This window comes from Psychrobacter sp. 4Bb (assembly GCF_002836735.1).
Taxonomy (GTDB): Bacteria; Pseudomonadota; Gammaproteobacteria; order Pseudomonadales; family Moraxellaceae; genus Psychrobacter.
The window spans coordinates 238,495-255,256 of sequence record NZ_PJAS01000051.1 but is presented as its reverse complement, the minus strand read 5'-3'; the positions used below and the strand labels follow the sequence as shown (position 1 = coordinate 255,256).

At 43.2% G+C, this 16,762-nt stretch carries 8 protein-coding genes and 1 pseudogene; 4 read left to right on the top strand and 5 right to left on the bottom strand.

Annotation, left to right across the window (positions count from 1 at the left end; genetic code table 11):
- Together CXF60_RS03185 and CXF60_RS03180 are read left to right on the top strand one after the other, a co-directional pair.
- Positions 1 to 541, top strand: a pseudogene (locus tag CXF60_RS03185) (DNA polymerase III subunit gamma/tau); the annotation flags it as partial.
- A gap of 232 nt (positions 542 to 773) precedes the next feature.
- On the top strand, positions 774 to 1,673 hold the full coding sequence (locus CXF60_RS03180; protein ID WP_057760292.1) for a LysR family transcriptional regulator: 900 nt from the start codon (positions 774 to 776) through the stop codon (positions 1,671 to 1,673).
- Positions 1,674 to 1,786: 113 nt separating this feature from the next.
- On the opposite strand, the gene CXF60_RS03175 is transcribed toward CXF60_RS03180, so the two are convergent.
- Complete coding sequence (locus tag CXF60_RS03175) at positions 1,787 to 2,968, bottom strand: aspartate aminotransferase family protein (RefSeq protein WP_102090746.1); 1,182 nt, start codon at positions 2,966 to 2,968, stop codon at positions 1,787 to 1,789.
- A gap of 40 nt (positions 2,969 to 3,008) precedes the next feature.
- Positions 3,009 to 3,200 carry a DNA gyrase inhibitor YacG gene (locus tag CXF60_RS03170; protein WP_057760289.1) on the bottom strand — a complete coding sequence of 64 codons (192 nt, stop codon included), beginning with the start codon at positions 3,198 to 3,200 and terminating at the stop codon, positions 3,009 to 3,011.
- Between the two features lie 189 nt (positions 3,201 to 3,389).
- Between CXF60_RS03170 and CXF60_RS03165 the strand changes: the two genes are divergently transcribed.
- On the top strand, positions 3,390 to 4,046 hold the full coding sequence (locus CXF60_RS03165) for a class I SAM-dependent methyltransferase (protein ID WP_102090745.1): 657 nt from the start codon (positions 3,390 to 3,392) through the stop codon (positions 4,044 to 4,046).
- A 156-nt stretch (positions 4,047 to 4,202) separates the two neighbouring features.
- On the opposite strand, the gene CXF60_RS03160 is transcribed toward CXF60_RS03165, so the two are convergent.
- Together CXF60_RS03160 and purD are read right to left on the bottom strand one after the other, a co-directional pair.
- Positions 4,203 to 5,597: an ABC1 kinase family protein gene (locus tag CXF60_RS03160; protein ID WP_102090744.1), complete on the bottom strand. Its 1,395-nt coding sequence runs from the start codon at positions 5,595 to 5,597 to the stop codon at positions 4,203 to 4,205.
- 449 nt (positions 5,598 to 6,046) lie between these two features.
- Positions 6,047 to 7,363 carry a phosphoribosylamine--glycine ligase gene (gene purD / locus CXF60_RS03155; protein WP_102090767.1) on the bottom strand — a complete coding sequence of 439 codons (1,317 nt, stop codon included), beginning with the start codon at positions 7,361 to 7,363 and terminating at the stop codon, positions 6,047 to 6,049.
- Positions 7,364 to 7,821: 458 nt separating this feature from the next.
- Here purD and CXF60_RS03150 point away from each other — a divergent pair, with 458 nt between their 5' ends.
- The gene (locus CXF60_RS03150) at positions 7,822 to 12,669 is read left to right on the top strand and encodes an NAD-glutamate dehydrogenase (RefSeq protein ID WP_102090743.1); all 4,848 of its coding nucleotides are present in this window, start codon (positions 7,822 to 7,824) and stop codon (positions 12,667 to 12,669) included.
- A 119-nt stretch (positions 12,670 to 12,788) separates the two neighbouring features.
- Here the strand turns inward: CXF60_RS03150 and CXF60_RS03145 are convergent, their stop codons facing one another.
- A complete protein-coding gene (locus CXF60_RS03145; protein WP_102090742.1) occupies positions 12,789 to 16,679 on the bottom strand; it encodes an AAA family ATPase in 3,891 nt (1,296 codons plus the stop codon).
- Positions 16,680 to 16,762: the final 83 nt, after the last annotated feature.

Genomic DNA, 16,762 nt, shown 5'->3' with positions numbered 1-16,762 from the left:
TGTTGAGCCTGAACCAGTTGTTGAGCCTGAACCAGTTGTTGAGCCTGAACCAGTTGTTGAGCCTAGCGCAAATGATTCTCAGTTAACAGCACACTCTGATGAAGATCCACGTACGTTGCTGCGTTGTCCACCTCAAGAACTGACAGGCGAGTGGAACCCAGAAAAGTGGGACTACTGGTTACAAACTGCTCGTGAAGGCGAGGTATTGGCACAAGATGAGTTAGCATTGGCACGACAAGGTACAATGACTGGTCAATGTAATGGTAGAGCCACGTTTTTGACCAGTGTTGATAGTAAGCATTTGCAGGTCACTTTTCAGCAATTGGCAGCTAAGCTACAACAGCAATTTACGCAAGCTGACATTGACTTGAAAATTGATAGTAGTATTATGCAGACCGAAAATAAAACCCCAGAGCGCCGACAGAAAAAACGTTTAGAGCAAGCGAAAACCGTTGCTGAAACGAAATTACTAAAAACACCAGTAATGCAGTATTTAACTGAACGTGGTGAGGGTAAAATGGGTAAAGTACAGCTGTATTGAGATTTGGAGCATTAATTGCTCAAAATGTCTAAAAGTATATTTATATATTGAACGTAGTTTTATATTAAATATCAAGGTGATAGCAATATATCACCTTGATATTTTTGTTTTTATTACGGGTCAAAATATATTTATCAAACAAGAGAGAACCATTTGATAACGATAAGATGAATGTAAAGTCGTTATAATGGTTAAGTTATATTAAAAACTGAAATGACGTTTAGGTGAGAATATGTTGGATAATTTACGCGGTATGGCTGTGTTCGCCAGTGTGGTCGGACATGGCTCTTTTAGTGGCTCAGCACGTGAGCTAGGTATTACAACCAGTGCAGTCAGTCAGCAAATTCGTTCGTTAGAGAACGAGCTTGGCGTGGTATTGCTACATCGCTCAACTCGTAAGCTAAGCTTAACAGAAGCTGGTGAGAGCTTTTACGAAGCGGCAAAAGATGTCGTCAGTGCAGCGGAGCAAGGACGTATCAAAGTTAATCAATTGCGTGATGAGCTAGCAGGTAGCTTGCGTGTATCGACCACTCCTGAGCTTGGTGTTAATCATATACTGCCAGCACTCTCTACTTGGATGGCGGCACATGATGATCTAAGTGTCACTTATCTAGCTGACAATCATTATATTGATATGATTGATGAGCGTATTGATATTGCTATTCGCATGAGCCCATCGATTAATGATTCTAGTCTGAGCAGTCATCCATTGACCGATGTGCGCCAATTATTGGTTGCTTCACCTCAGTATTTGCGTCAGCACAGTAAGCTAAATACGCCTAAAGACTTGGCTGAGCATCAATTAATCTGTATTGAGATCATGAAAGATGCCAATCAGATAGATATGATTCAGACTGAAACTGGCAAAAAAACGCGTGTCAAAATGAACTCGCGTATCTATACCAATAACGTGTTTATGGCAACGACGTTGGCTAAAGAAGGTCACGGTTTGGTTAGAATGCTAGAGATGGACGTCAAAAAAGAGCTTGAGAGTGGAGAGCTGGTAGAAGTGTTGACTGGCTATCAGTTACCAAGCTTTGTGCTATATGCGGTCACTTTAAATCGCGACCAACAGCCAGCCAAAATCACTCGTTGTCTAGAAGTACTAAAAAAATACTTCCATGCAAATTAAGTGTTGTTCTCACTACGCACGAAACGTTTTTAGTTAGCAGTTAGCAAAAAGCCTATAGATAATGAATCATCTATAGGCTTTTTTGTTGTCTATTATTAACGTTGAAGCATGCTTTAAAATGATGGCTTTAATAAATTAATTAAACGCTCAATAACTTGTGTGCTTTCATCACGGCTCATGTTAAGTGGTGGCAGCAAACGTACAACATGACCACCCGTCACATTAATGATCAGCTTTTGCTCATCACGGGCACGATCTACCAGTTGGTTACAATCCATATCTTCAGGTAGCGCGATACCAATCATCATACCTGCACCGCGACTGCTAACGCCATGTTGACCAAATGTATCAACGATACTTTCTCTAATGAATAAACCCTCAGTCACTGCGTTTTCCATGATATTACTATTTGCTAGCACGTCATATACGCTATGTACCACACGGCTGGCCAATGGTGTACCACCATAAGTAGAGCCGTGGCTACCAGCGCCAAACAGACCATTGGCACGGCCACGTACCATGCACGCACCAACTGGGAAACCATTACCTAGACCTTTGGCTGTCGTCAACACATCAGGGCGAGCATTGCTATGTTGATAAGCAAAATATCTACCCGTACGGCCATTACCTGTTTGCACTTCATCCAGCATAAATAGCCAGTTATGAGCGTCACATTCCGCTTGCAGCTCTTCAAGATAAGTAAAGCCATTGGCTGCAGTGTTTAGGCCACCTTCGCCTTGGATCGGCTCTACAAAGATAGCGCAGATATCATCATGTTCTTGAGCAGCTTGTTTGACGGCAGCGATATCGCCAAATGGCACACGAATAAAGTCCTCATCTAGCGTATAAAATCCTTCACGCGCCTTTGGATTTGCAGTAGCTGACAAAGATAATAACGTACGACCATGGAACGATTGCTCCATTACGATAACTTTTGGACGTTTAAAACCTTGTTTGTACGCGTATAAACGTGCCAGTTTTAATGCAGCTTCATTGGCTTCGGCGCCGCTATTGGCAAAAAACACGCTGTCCATTTGGGCGGCGGTACATAGTATCTCTCCAGCACGCTCTTGCCAATCAATGCCAAACAAGTTGCTCGTATGAATTAACATACCTGCTTGTTGCTGAATCGCGTCAGTGACTTGTGGATGACAGTGTCCTAAGCCGCATACCGCGATACCAGTTAAGGCATCTAAGTAAGGCGTGTCATCTTTGGTATAGAGCCAACTGCCTGCACCGCGTGTAAAGCTGATTGGTTGACGATTATAAGTGGGCATCAGGTAAGTAGCAGACATGTAAAGCATCCTTGGTATAATAATTGAGTAAAAGTGTGGGTTATAGCTCGTCAGAAAAAGGCGTGGTTTCTGCAGGTAAGGTGTAATCTTCGTTTGCCCAAGCACCTAAGTCGATTAGCTTGCAGCGACTGCTACAAAACGGCTTATATTTATTGTCTTGCCAGGCCGTCTGGGTGCCGCAACGTGGACAAGGGTAGGTCTTTGGGGGCGTGTTTGCAGTAGAGTCAGTCATAAGAAAAGAGCAATGTCCTAAATGTTATTAGTATTGGTTGCATATGGCATAAGCATAAAACGCATCCGTCATTTAAATTACGACGAAACGAGGCGTACTTGCTATCGCTGTATTACTATTCAATTGGATTGACTATATAATAGCATGGGGCCGAATAATGACAAAAGACAAATGCTTTAAGGATAGTAGATGACCGACAATATTGATCTCACGCATCAGCAAGAGCGTGCCTTTCAACCACAAAAACTGTCAGCACCACGTGACTTTATTATTCCAAATATCATTAATGACAATAAAGATGAAAAACCGTTGATGCTAGAGATTGGGGCAGGGAAGGGTAAGCATGCACTTAGCTTTGCCGCACAAAATCCTGATAAGCATCTGATAGCCATTGAACGCACGCGTAATAAATTTGAAGCATTCTCAAAATTAGCCACTTTACAAAATCTATCAAACCTAGATGCGATTCATGCGGATGCGATTGCATGGACAGTGCATGCCATTAAACCAAATAGCTTGGCTAAAATCTTCATTCTTTATCCCAATCCTGAACAGCACAATCCAAATCAGCAATGGCTGAATATGCCTTTTTTTGAGTTTTTATTATCACGCTTGCAGGTGGGCGGAGAAGTGATATTAGTGACTAATATCGAATCCTATATGGACAATGCAGAATACCAAGCAACTAAAGTGTGGTGTCTACCATCAACACGTTCTCGAGTACCTGTCGACAGCCAGCGTACGCATTTTGAAGTGAAGTACCTAGCGCGGCAAGAGGTATGCTGGGAGTTAAGCATCCGTAAGCCAAAATGGTATAAAACAAGGTTTGATAATTGGCAAGCTTAATAATAGACGAAAAATAGCCTAAGTAATAAAAAATATAGTTAAAAGTGTGTCATTACAATATAATACGAAGATTAAATATAAAATAGCCTAAGCGGAAAAACATAAATCAAAAAAAGCCGTCACTAAAGGACGGCCAAAATTTCGCACTATTAAAAACTATAAATAAGGTTTGACCAAGGTACTAGGGTTGGTATGTGCGTCAAGCACTGTTAAAAAAGTATATGCACCGATAAACTTGCGGCTAATAAACATGAATTCTTTTGGTGGCAGATTAAATTCAAAAGATTGCATTGCACGTGTGGCCGTATTAGATAGGCGTGAATGTAGTTTACTGTTGGCCCAAATATAGCGATTCTGCTCATCCAGACATTCACTAGGGATATCGGTATTTTTCTCAGGATCACTAAAAGGCTCGGTAGCAAGCAAAAATAACGAAGCAATATCTGAACGTACCTTATTACTCATGCTATCGAAAAAGTCATATCCTGTCATAGCAAGGCTCATTGCTTGCTGATCATGACGATATCCTGCGCGTAGTAAACCACGGGCAATCGTTAATAAGTTACCATCAAACTGACGAATCGCTCCAAAATCTAGCAAAACCAATCTATCGATATCTTCTTCGTTTTCGCTCACACGCACTAAATAATTACCAAAGTTGGGATCTGTTTGCATCTCACCCCATACAAAAATCTCTTGCATCATGATTTCTATAGCTGCTTGGCCAATGGCATTACGGCGTTCATGAGGTAGTAATTGCAGTGCTTCCGAGACCACAGTGATACCTGGCTCGTATGACATACATAGCAGACGCTTTTTAGAATAAGTGCGATTGATCTTAGGCACGATATAGCGCGGATCATCAATTAAACGCTCGTAAAAACGCTCCGTCGTAGCCGCTTCTGCCTCGTAATCAACTTCGTGATGGAGTAGGTCACGTATTTCCTCAAACCAAGCATCGAGTGCGCGTGTTTGAGGGACGATATTACTTACTTTTAACAATCGTTTGAACAAGGCAAGATCAGAGTTGATAGCATCTGCCACACCCGGATACTGAATTTTTAACACAACTTGTTCGCCAGTGGCGAGTACGGTCGCACGGTGAACTTGGGCAAGAGAAGCGGTTCCGATAGGGACAGGATCAATGTCTAGCTCATTTAGTTTGTTGCCCAGTAACTGGCGTAATGTTTGCTCAATCGTCGGCCAAGTCAATGTCGCTGTGTCATCATTAAGGGTTTGCAAAGCGCGTGTGATCTCTGGCGGCAGTATATGCTCACCATAAATCGCTAGCATTTGACCAATCTTGACGACCGAACCTTTCAATTTACCCAGCTCTGATGCCAGATAATTTGCCTGAGTTTCCATAAATGCCTGATTACGTGCAGTACGTGCTTCTTTATTTAAGAACATACCAGACACGCTATTACCCGCCCAACGACGACCAATATTCAAAGAAGTTTTTGCAATCGACATACGACGATCAAACCCTGAGGTTTTTAGGCTATCGATTGATTGCTTGTTGCTAAAAGGTTTAGACGTATCATTTGCCATAAGTATAATCATTCATCCAATTGGTATTGATTTGCGGGTTCGAAACCTACAATACAAGGGAGACGTGATGCACAGGTACAAAATTGTATCATATAAAGCGCGTTGGTTTTATGAGCCTGAGCTGGCCATTGATAGTTACTTTGTAAGCTAATATCTAGCGGTAACTATTGATAAATAGGTGCTTACTAGTTTGAGTATGATTGATAAATAGCTAGAATTTTTTAGCAAGGTCACTTGTTATTAAAACTTAGAAAAATCTATTTATAACCAATAGATTAGTATTAAAAAGATACTAAAAAATAAGACCTAGCATGATGCTAGGTCAAATAGTGATGTAGAGCTATAAAATACAGAAATACTATTAATCAAACATATTGAGCGAAACCTTCGCATTATCTAAAATGTTGCCCAAGACGTTACTCAATATGTCTCTTAGGATGCCTTAGCTGCTAAGCGTTTTCGCGAGTGATGGCATGATGACCAATATCACGGCGGTACTGCGCACCATCGAAGCTAATAGCAGCGGTGACTGCTAAAGCTGCTTGCTGAGCATCAGAAATACTATCTGCTAGCGCAGTCACACATAAGACGCGCCCGCCGTTTGTGACGACTTCTTTATCATTATCATTAGAAAATGCCGTGCCAGCATGGAAAACTTTAACAGCTTCGTCGTTGTTAGGATCTAGTTCTGGCAAGCCAGCAATCACATCACCTTTAGATGAAGTTTCAGGGTAGCCTTTTGATGCGACAACGATACCTAGAGCAGGGCGCGCATCCCATTTTGCTTCACTAGGTAATTGACCTACCAAACCTTGTGCGACCAAATCGACCATTGATGACTGTAAACGCATTAAAATAGGCTGCGTTTCTGGATCACCAAAACGGCAATTAAACTCGATGACATACGGGTCGCCTGCCTTATCAATCATAAGACCAGCGTATAAGAATCCAGTATAAGGATGGCCTGCGTTTTTCATGGCATCGACTACTGGTTGAATCACTTGCTGCATAACTTTGTTATGAACATCGCTGGTAACAACTGGAGCAGGGGAGTAGGCACCCATGCCGCCAGTGTTTGGACCGGTATCGCCTTCAAAAGCACGTTTGTGATCTTGGCTGGTTGCCATTGGCAAGATGTTATCACCATCAATCATACAGATAAAGCTGGCTTCTTCACCCTGTAAAAACTGCTCGATAACCACGCGGCTGCCAGCATCACCAAACTTATTATCCGCTAACATATCGTCGATAGCTTCATGTGCTTGTTCGATCGTTTCAGCAACGATGACGCCTTTACCTGCAGCAAGACCATCTGCTTTGATAACGATAGGCGCGCCTTGCTCATCGACATAGGCTTTGGCAGCGACTGCGTCGGTAAAACCTTGATAAGCAGCGGTTGGAATGTTGTTTTGCTCCATGAACTCTTTAGCAAAAGTTTTTGAGCCTTCTAACTGTGCACAGTATGCTGTTGGGCCCCATGCTTTGATACCTGCTTCACGACAAGCATCAACAATACCCGTAACCAAAGGCGCTTCTGGACCGACAATTACCATGTCGATATCATTATTTTGACAAAAAGCGATAACAGCACTATGCTCACCTGCGTCAGCGTCGGTAGACTCTAGCGTAACGTTTTGGCATTTAGGCTCAAGGGCGGTGCCGGCATTGCCAGGAGCGATGTAGACATTTTTTACATTGTCATCTTTTGCACACTGCCATGCCAATGCGTGTTCGCGACCACCTGAGCCAACCACCAAAATATTCATCATACCTTTTGCCCTTAGCATTAAAGTTAATAGTGAGCGAGTCGTACGCTCTTAAATATGTTGGCATATTCTAACAAAAAAACGCCTTCAATTACCATGAGTATCCGCCTGCCAGCACCGAATCATCCATATCGATGTCTAAAAATGCATTGTCTCATTAGTAAAGGTTATCGACACATCGCTGATTCATGAAATGATGTTGTACACTTTAGCTCGCGCCTTATGTGCGTTACACTTCACTATATTGGTAGTATTAAATTCTGATGGCTACATATTAATAAAAAATAAGAGCAAAAAAGGAGAAAATTTCTAACTGTTATAAAAATAAAATAAGTCGCGTGAATGGAAATACTGCACCGTTGCACCAATGATGAATATGCAGTAACAGTAGTCACTCTAAATCGATAAACTTAAATAAATAAATGTTAAACCAAATCTATAAAAAAAGGACGCAGGAAATGCCAAACTCCCTCAGTATCGCAAAAGAGCGCATTAGCCAGATAAGCGATATTGCTACCAGTTATGTACAAAAAGACAAATCGCTATTTGATCATTTTATTCATAGCTATTATCAGCCGCTGCATCAAGAGACTGCAGAGGCGATTAGTAATGCTGACTTGGCGGGCATGGCGCTACATCACTTTACACTACTCAAAGCTTACGACGGCAGCAAGCCGCAGCTGACAGTACTAAACCCAGCAGCAGAAGAGCAGCACTTTCACAGCTCGCACACTGTCATTCAAATCGCAGCTTATGATAGACCATTCTTAGTTGATACGATTTTGATGAGCCTGGAAGCTGAAGGTATCGATGTTCATCGTACTTACAACATCATTATCAGTGTTGAGCGTGATGACAATGGTGATATCACCCATATCGAAGGCGCACATGAAAGTGCCACTTCACATATGTCATTGATTCATTGTGAAATTGCTTACCAAGACAACGAAGACTTGGAAGCGCTGCAACAAATGCTGATGTCAAAAATTGACACGCTTGATACGGTCGTTGGCGATTGGAAACAGATGCGTGCGCAGTTGAATGACATCAAAACTGAGCTTTCAACTAAGCCGCTACCGGAAGTATTTTACTCACAACAAGAAATCCAAGCATTTTTAGATTGGATCTTAGACGATCATTTTATATTCTTAGGGTATCGTGAATACCGCTTGGAAGGTGGTCAGTCTATCGAAGTGACTTCTGAGCCGACCGATTTAGATTTATTTGCGATTGGTAACAGTGGACTTGGTCTATTACGTGGTTCTGAAAAAGATAAGCTATCAGAAAGCTTTAGCCAGTTGCCTAGAGGCTTAAAGCAATTATTGACTGAGCCGCGCGTGTTGATGCTGTCTAAATCAAGCCGTGTATCACCTGTACACCGTTCAGTATATATGGACTTTTTGGGCATTCATAAGTTCGATGACAATGGCAACCTAATTGGTGAATACCGCTTTATCGGTTTGCTTACGTCACAAGCCTATCAGCTGACTGTACAGCAAATACCGCTATTGCGAGAAAAAGCCAATAAGATTATGGCGATGGCAGACTTGCCACGTGACGGTCATGCCCATCACAAGATGATGCATGTGATTAACACCTTACCGCGTGATGATTTGTTCCAAGCCAGCGTCGAAGAGCTATATCCAATTGTTTCGGGCATTACTCAACTACAAGACAAAAAGAGCTTACGTCTATTTAGCCGTATCGACCATTATCAGCGTTTTGTTTCGTGCTTGGTCTATATCCCGCGTGATAAGTTCAATACCGAGCTACGTATCAAAGTACAAAACGTCCTAAAAGATGCCTATAACGGTATGTCTTCAGGGTTTACTACTGAGTTCAATGAATCTGCGCATGCTCGTGTGCATGTCCACGTACGTACCGTACCTGGTCAAGTAAATGACGTCAATATCGCTACACTTGAAGCCAAATTATCAGCACTCATGCAATCATGGGATGATAATTATCAAAAAATGCTACTCGACAATGTGGGCGAACAACAAGCCAATGCTTTAAATCGTCGCTTCTTAAACTATATTCCTGCTGCCTATCAAGAGCGTTTTGATGCTCGTACTGCAGTCGAAGACACAAAGCGTCTGGCAGGACTGACCGCAGAGCAACCGATGCTCTGGCATTTATACCAGTCAACAGGCGATGCACGTAACCAGCTCCACCTAAAGCTATACGGTCGCGAGCAGCCGGTTATCTTATCAAAAGTGCTACCAATACTTGAAAACTTTGGTGTGTCAGTTATCTCAGCACAAACTTATGAGTTTGACTTGCCAGAGCAGCCTATCTGGATGCAAGAGTATGAGTTGACCCTAGAGCATGTCGATACAGTCAATATGCAAGTAGTGCGTGGTCAGTTCGAAGACAGCCTAAAACAAATCTGGGCAGGTCGCGTTGAAAGCGATTCATTCAATGAATTGGTACTAACGACCAAGCTCGATACTTATGATGTCGTCGTATTGCGTGCATTGTCTCGCTATATGCTGCAAGCACGTGCGCCATTCTCTAGTGCTTATATTCAGCAAACTGTGGTCAAAAACAGTGATATCAGCGTGGCGTTAGGTAGTTTGTTCGACGCACGTATGAATCCTAAGTATAGCGAAGAAGAGCGTCAAGAAAAGGCTGCTACCATTCAAGAGCAAATCACAGCTGCGCTAGCAGATGTCGATAGCCTAGACGAAGATCGTATTTTGCGCTGGTACTTAGACTTGATCAATGCGATGGTACGTACCAACTTCTATCAAGTCGATAGCGATGGTCAACGCAAAGATCGTCTGTCATTTAAGTTCTTGGCAGAAGACATTCCAAACTTGCCTAAACCAAAGCCAATGTTTGAGATATTTGTGTATTCACCACGCGTCGAAGCTGTGCACTTACGTGGCGGCAAAGTCGCTCGCGGTGGTCTGCGCTGGTCAGATCGTATGGAAGATTTCCGTACTGAAGTACTTGGCCTTGTCAAAGCACAGATGGTCAAAAACGCAGTAATCGTCCCTGTAGGTTCTAAAGGCGGATTTATTGTAAAAACCAAGAGCATGGCTGATGGTCGTGAGGCGTTCCAAGCAGAAGGCATCGCTTGTTATCAGACATTCTTACGCGGCATGCTTGATGTCACAGACAATATTGTAGATGGCAACATCGTCCCGCCAGCCAACACGGTACGTCATGATGAGGACGATCCGTACTTGGTTGTTGCGGCAGACAAAGGTACAGCTACCTTCTCTGATATAGCCAATGCGCTAGCAGCAGAGTACAACTTCTGGCTAGATGATGCCTTTGCATCAGGTGGCTCAGTAGGTTATGACCATAAAGCAATGGGTATCACAGCTCGCGGTGGTTGGGAGTCGGTCAAACGTCACTTCCGTATGCGCGGTATGGACATCCAAAACCGTGATGACTTTACGGTTGTCGGTATTGGTGACATGAGTGGTGATGTATTCGGTAATGGCATGCTGCTATCAACGCATACCAAGCTGGTTGCTGCCTTTAACCATTTGCATATCTTTATTGATCCTAATCCAGATACGGCAGCCTCGTACGCTGAGCGCGCACGCTTGTTTGAGCTACCACGCTCTTCATGGGCAGATTATGAAGCATCATTAATCAGTCAAGGTGGTGGGATATTCTCGCGCCAAGACAAAACCATCGCTATCAGCCCTGAGATGAAATCGCTCTTCGATATCAGTGAAGACAGCCTTGCACCAAATGATTTGATCAGCGCGTTACTACGAGCACCTGTCGATCTCATCTGGAATGGTGGTATCGGTACTTATGTCAAAAGTGCGAACGAGACGCATGCCGATGTGGGCGACCGTGCAAACGATTCGCTACGTATCGATGGTAATGAGCTACGTGCAGCCGTCGTTGGTGAAGGTGGTAACTTAGGTCTAACCCAGCAAGGTCGTATCGAATACGCTCAAACGGGCGGACGTATCTATACAGATGCAATCGACAATTCAGGCGGTGTGAACTGCTCGGACCATGAAGTCAATATCAAAATCCTACTTGGCAAAGTGGTCGAGCAAGGTGATATGACGCTGAAGCAACGTAATGAGCTGCTTGAGAGTATGACTGACACCGTAGCAGAATTGGTATTACGTCAAAACTACTTGCAACCACAAGCGATTGAGCTGAGCCATATCCGTGCTGCAGCCAATCTGAGCGATCATCAGCGCTTTATTCAGATGCTAGAGAGTGAAGGGCGTCTGGATCGTGCGATTGAGTATCTGCCATCAGATGAAGAGATTGCGAAGCGTCAAAAAGCGGATACTGGTCTGACCAATCCTGAACTGGCAGTGGTCTTGGCTTATGGCAAGATGTGGGTTTATGACAATCTATTATTGTCTGATTTACCAGATGATCCATACTTTATCAATGAGCTACGTAAGTACTTCCCAGATGAGCTTGCTTCACGCTTCTTTGATGAGATGACTGAGCACCGTTTGCATCGCGAGATTATCAGTACTTACTTGACCAACAGTGTAGTCAACCGTTTAGGTATTGAAGCGCTATTCCGTCTCTTTGAAGAAACCGATCAATCACTAGCCACTATCGTACGTGGTTATGCGATTAGCCGTGATGTATTCAACGTATCGCGCGCTTGGAAAGCACTTGAAGCCCTAGACAATCAAGTTGAGGCGACATTACTGCTAAACCTTGAGCTACGTCTACGTGATTCACTGGAGCGCGGTGTGGTTTGGTTTATCAATGCCTTCGGTCAAAACTTACAAGTTGCTGATATGATTAGCCGCTTCAGTGAAAGCGTTGAAAAATTGACTAAGCCAAGTGGTTTTATCGAGCAGCAGTTTGCACAATATCTGCAAGAAGATACTAAGCGCTTGATGCAGAAAGAGCTGTCTGATAATGATGCTACGCTATTTGCGATGCTACCGTACCATGTCGATGCGCTTGATGCTGCATTGCTTGCTGAGCAATACGAGCGTCCTGTCGATGAGATTGCAACCTTATACTTTGAAGCTTATCAAGTGTTGCAGTTAGACTGGATGATGGAAAATATTGCCAGCCTACCACAGCAAGATTATTGGGATCGCCGTGCTCGCCATGCGTTAGTGAACGAGCTGTCACGCAGCTTGCGTCTATTGATGGATGCGGTACTCTCAAAACCAGATGCTAAGCAAGCATTTAGTGAATGGAGAGCAAGACACGTCGATCAGCTTGCTGCAGTCACTACAGAGATGAATAAGTTGGATGAGCTGCATAGCAACGATGAAGAAGGTCAAATCGGTCTTTCAACGTTGTCCGTATTGATGAGTGAGCTTAGTGGTTTAGTTACTAAGTAATGAAGTAATATCACTCCCAAACTGTCTCAAAAAAAACCACCGTCCTTAATGTTCGGTGGTTTTTTATTGCCTAAAAGAAAAGGTTTAAAAGTATTAAGTAGTAAAGTGATTAACCTAACTTATGATATTTTTTCACTGACGACTTTATGACACCCTTGGCCACTAATTCGGCTAAATCCGCCCGAGAGCTTCTCGACCTTTATTTGGGTTAAAATGCGATCTTTTAGCGCCTGAACATGGGATATCACCCCGATTAATTTACCTTCTTGCTGTAGATTGGTCAGCGTATCAAGTGCAATGTCTAAAGATTCCTCATCCAACGTACCAAACCCTTCATCCAAAAATAGCGAATCCACACGTATATTTTGGCTGGCCATCTGTGATAGCCCTAGTGCTAATGCTAGGCTAATGATAAAACCTTCGCCGCCTGAGAGGTTTTTAGTGCTGCGAATTTCACCGCCCTGATAATTATCAATGACATTCAGCTCAAGTGGACTATTATCATCACGAGCCAGTAAATAGCGATCGCTCATTTTTTGCAGCTGCGTATTAGCGTGAGTGACCATGAGATCAAAGGTAAGTCCTTGAGCAAAGGTACGGAACTTTTTGCCATCAGATGAGCCAATCAATTTATGCAGTTGTTGCCAAACTTGCAGTTTGTCCTTTTGGGTGTTAATAGCATCAAGCTGCGCTTGTTGGGTGGTTTTCTTATCTTCGTTGTCTTTTAAACGCTGACTGATGGCACCGATTGACTCAATCCGTTTGTTAAATTCATCTTGGGCTTGTGATTGCTGTTGGGTAAGCGTTTCTCTATCGTCTGTTGTAAGTGGATTAGCCTGCTTAGCCTCAAGTGTCTTTTGGGTGTCTTCTAATAAAGACTGTGCTTGTTTTAGCGCGTAATCGATATGCTGCTGCTGCTGTCTAAGTGCATTACGCTCATCTATGGGCAGGCGCGCCGCCAAAAATTCTGCTTCCGTATCAAAGCTAGAGGTGGCAAGTGTGTTATTAAATGCAGTATGTTGCGTTTCTAAGGTTTGCGTAGCTGCTTCGATACGATTGGCTAAGTTTTCTTGCTGCTTTATGAGCTGTTGCAAATTATACGTCTCTTTATCCAGTTGTCGTTGGGCAACACTGTGCGCCTCTTGTGCTTGCTCTAGAGTGTCTCTAAGCGTACGCTCAGCTGCTTCTAGGTCGGCCGCCTCAAAAACCTCTGCGCGTTCGTCTTGAAACTGGGTTAGTGCAGCTATTTGTTTATTCTTCGCTTGCATTAGACTGTTAAGCGAATCGGTATCTTTTTTTAGCTGTGCTTCTTTATTCTCAATATATGCTTTTATGCGTTCAAGGTCGCTCTGTATTGTCTGCTGTTTGTCCTTATCTTCAGCGAAAGCGTCTTTTAGCTGTACGAGGGCGCGGCGCTGCTGACGTAGTTCTTCAAGATAACTATCATAATCTGCATTGCTCAGAATTTTTTGCTGTTTAATGCTAGCCGATAACAACTGTAGGTTCTCGGGCGCACGTTGCAAGGTGCTCAGCGCCTCTGTCGGATAGCTACTGGCAGCATAAGGGTCAATACGCTGCAAAATGGCGGTAATGAGCGTTTGTAGTTCAGCAAAGTTCTCTGTGATTTTATTGTCAATACCCGTTATATTACTTTCGGTAATGGTGATTTTGTATCTCTGCTCAGTGATATCATTTGCTAGTACTTGCTGGTCTTGTGACGCCGTCTCTAGCGTCTTACGCAAACGGCTCATATCTTCAAGAAGTCTGTCGTAGAGTGCTAACGAATCTTTGATACGGTCTTTATATGTCGCTAATTTGTTTTTGCTGGCGGTAAGCACTGGCACGATATCGTTATAACTACCCAACGCCAGTAACGGTTGTATCAAGTTGGCAATAGTACTGTCAGCTAAGTTTTCATCATTCATCTGCTGGCTGATGACATACAGCAGTTCTGTTATGGCGGTATCATGCTGCTGTATTTGCGCAGTGAGTTCGGCTTGCTGATTTTTTTTACTCGCAAGCGTACTTTGTTTACTTGCCTGCTCAATCTGCTGGGCAGTGATGCTTTTATTCAGCTCGGTAATTTGTTCATCTAAAACACTAATATACTGCGCTAATTGGGAGTTTTCGTCATCGGGTAAAAGGTGCGGGTGATTTTGAGCGTAAGGGTGCTCAAGCGCACCGCATAGAGGACAAGGTGTACCGTCTTGTAAATCGGCAATATAGTTCTCTAGCGCCGCAACCTTTTGTTGTAGTTGTAGCTGATTCAATTTGTCTTGGTGCTTTTCTTGCGTACTTTTGAGGCTTGCTTTTTTCGTTGTAATCAACTTTTCATAGCCATTGATTTCACTCTCTAGCTGCTCGATGTGACTGGTGATTTGTATCACTTGTGCGTTAAGGTCACGGCGCTGCTGGTCATGAAAGCGCAGCTGATCGAGCTGCTGGCTAGTGCTGTCTATCTGCTCTTGTGTCTCACGCATCTGTGTGACCGATTGCGCTTGAATCAGCTCGCTTTGTGCTTTTTTTAGTGCGATTAATTGCTTTTGGGTGACTTCATTTTTATCACTTTGTGCTTGTTGGCGTTGCTGTTGTACTACCAATGCGGTTTTGTATTCTTCTAATTCACGTGTTTGGCGTATCTTGTCTTGCGAAAGCACTGAATTTTGATGTATTACCGCTTTTAGGCGACTGCACTTTTCATCAAAAATGGCAATATCGCCGTCTAAATAGCTTAAATTATCCGTACCGGTAAGTTTTTCGGTCAATTGCGCGCTTTGGTTTTCTTTATCTATGGCAATGCTTTTTTGCGCGGCAATATTTTCAAGCAGTTGCTCAGCGTCTGCCTGAAGTGTGTCATGTCTGACACGTGTATCGTTTAAAGCGCGACGTTGCTGGTCAATCTCGTTGTCGAGGTCACGTGCTTTCTGAATTTTAGGCCGTGCAATTTGCATTGTGTTTTCTGCATCTTGACGCTGTGTTAGTTGCTTCTCTAGCTGTGTGCGAGCGCTTTTTGTGAGTGCTTGCTGCTTAGGTAAGTCATATTCGAGCTGCGCTTTTTCTCGGCTTAATTCGTTAACGTGCTTGCGGGTAGATGATAACTCACCAAACTGACTATCAATCTCCAACGCTTTATTAGCAGCGATTAAGCGTTTGGCACTAGGGATGAAGTCTTGCTGAGCCTGCTGAGCCTGCGCTAGATCATTTTGATAAGTATTCAGTTTTTCTTTTGATTCTGTGACGCTATCTAGCCACTTTATCTTTTCGGCCAAATCTTGAATGGTCTGCTGCTGTTCACTTTGAGCACTTTGATATGACTGCAAGTCCGATTTTAACTGACTTTCTTCATTGGTATTTAAAAGCATCAACCCGTCTAAACCGTATTGCAGCTTATTAAGAATTTCTTCCTCGGTACGTTTCTTATCATGAACCTGTGTTGAGATAGTCGCGTAAATATCAGTGCCCGTGATTTTTTCTAAAATATCTGCGCGTTCATCAGCCTTTGCCTTTAGAAATGCTGAAAAGCTACCCTGAGCCAGCAATATAGAGCGAGTAAATTGCTGAAAATCCATCCGAGTCAGTTCAATGATTTTATTTTTGGTATGCTTTAAGGTGCTCTCTAACAGCTCATCCTCTTTTGACGAGTCATCAACGTTTATCTTAGCGATTTCATGAGTCGCATCTTGCAGATTGCCATCTGCTTTGTTGTAAGCACGGCGCTGTCCCCAGCGGCAGCGATATTGCTCGCCATTCAAGTCAATCACTACTTCAGCGAAACATTCTGCCGTTTGCCGCGTCATCACTTCATTGCTGCTCTTACTGATACTATTAATCCTTGGCGTCTCACCATATAGCGCTAAGCAAATAGCATCCAATATGGTGGTCTTGCCAGCACCTGTTTGCCCAGTGATAGCAAAGATACCTTCATTGGTAAAGGCAGTATCAGCAAAATCAATATGCCATTCGCCTTTTAGGGAGTTGAGGTTTTTTAGTCTGAGTTCGATTAGGCGCATGGATAAGTCTTAATATTAGTAATAGCCGCAACTGCGAAAAATTGAGAGAGATAAGGAAGTGTGGTCATGATATGTCACTTATA

Bases quoted from the DNA above. Each gene is read 5' to 3' on its own strand.
- CXF60_RS03180 (WP_057760292.1), top strand. From the start codon at position 774: ATGTTGGATAATTTACGCGGTATGGCTGTGTTCGCCAGTGTGGTCGGA.
- CXF60_RS03175 (WP_102090746.1), bottom strand. From the start codon at position 2,968: ATGTCTGCTACTTACCTGATGCCCACTTATAATCGTCAACCAATCAGC.
- CXF60_RS03170 (WP_057760289.1), bottom strand. From the start codon at position 3,200: ATGACTGACTCTACTGCAAACACGCCCCCAAAGACCTACCCTTGTCCA.
- CXF60_RS03165 (WP_102090745.1), top strand. From the start codon at position 3,390: ATGACCGACAATATTGATCTCACGCATCAGCAAGAGCGTGCCTTTCAA.
- CXF60_RS03160 (WP_102090744.1), bottom strand. From the start codon at position 5,597: ATGGCAAATGATACGTCTAAACCTTTTAGCAACAAGCAATCAATCGAT.
- purD (WP_102090767.1), bottom strand. From the start codon at position 7,363: ATGAATATTTTGGTGGTTGGCTCAGGTGGTCGCGAACACGCATTGGCA.
- CXF60_RS03150 (WP_102090743.1), top strand. From the start codon at position 7,822: ATGCCAAACTCCCTCAGTATCGCAAAAGAGCGCATTAGCCAGATAAGC.
- CXF60_RS03145 (WP_102090742.1), bottom strand. From the start codon at position 16,679: ATGCGCCTAATCGAACTCAGACTAAAAAACCTCAACTCCCTAAAAGGC.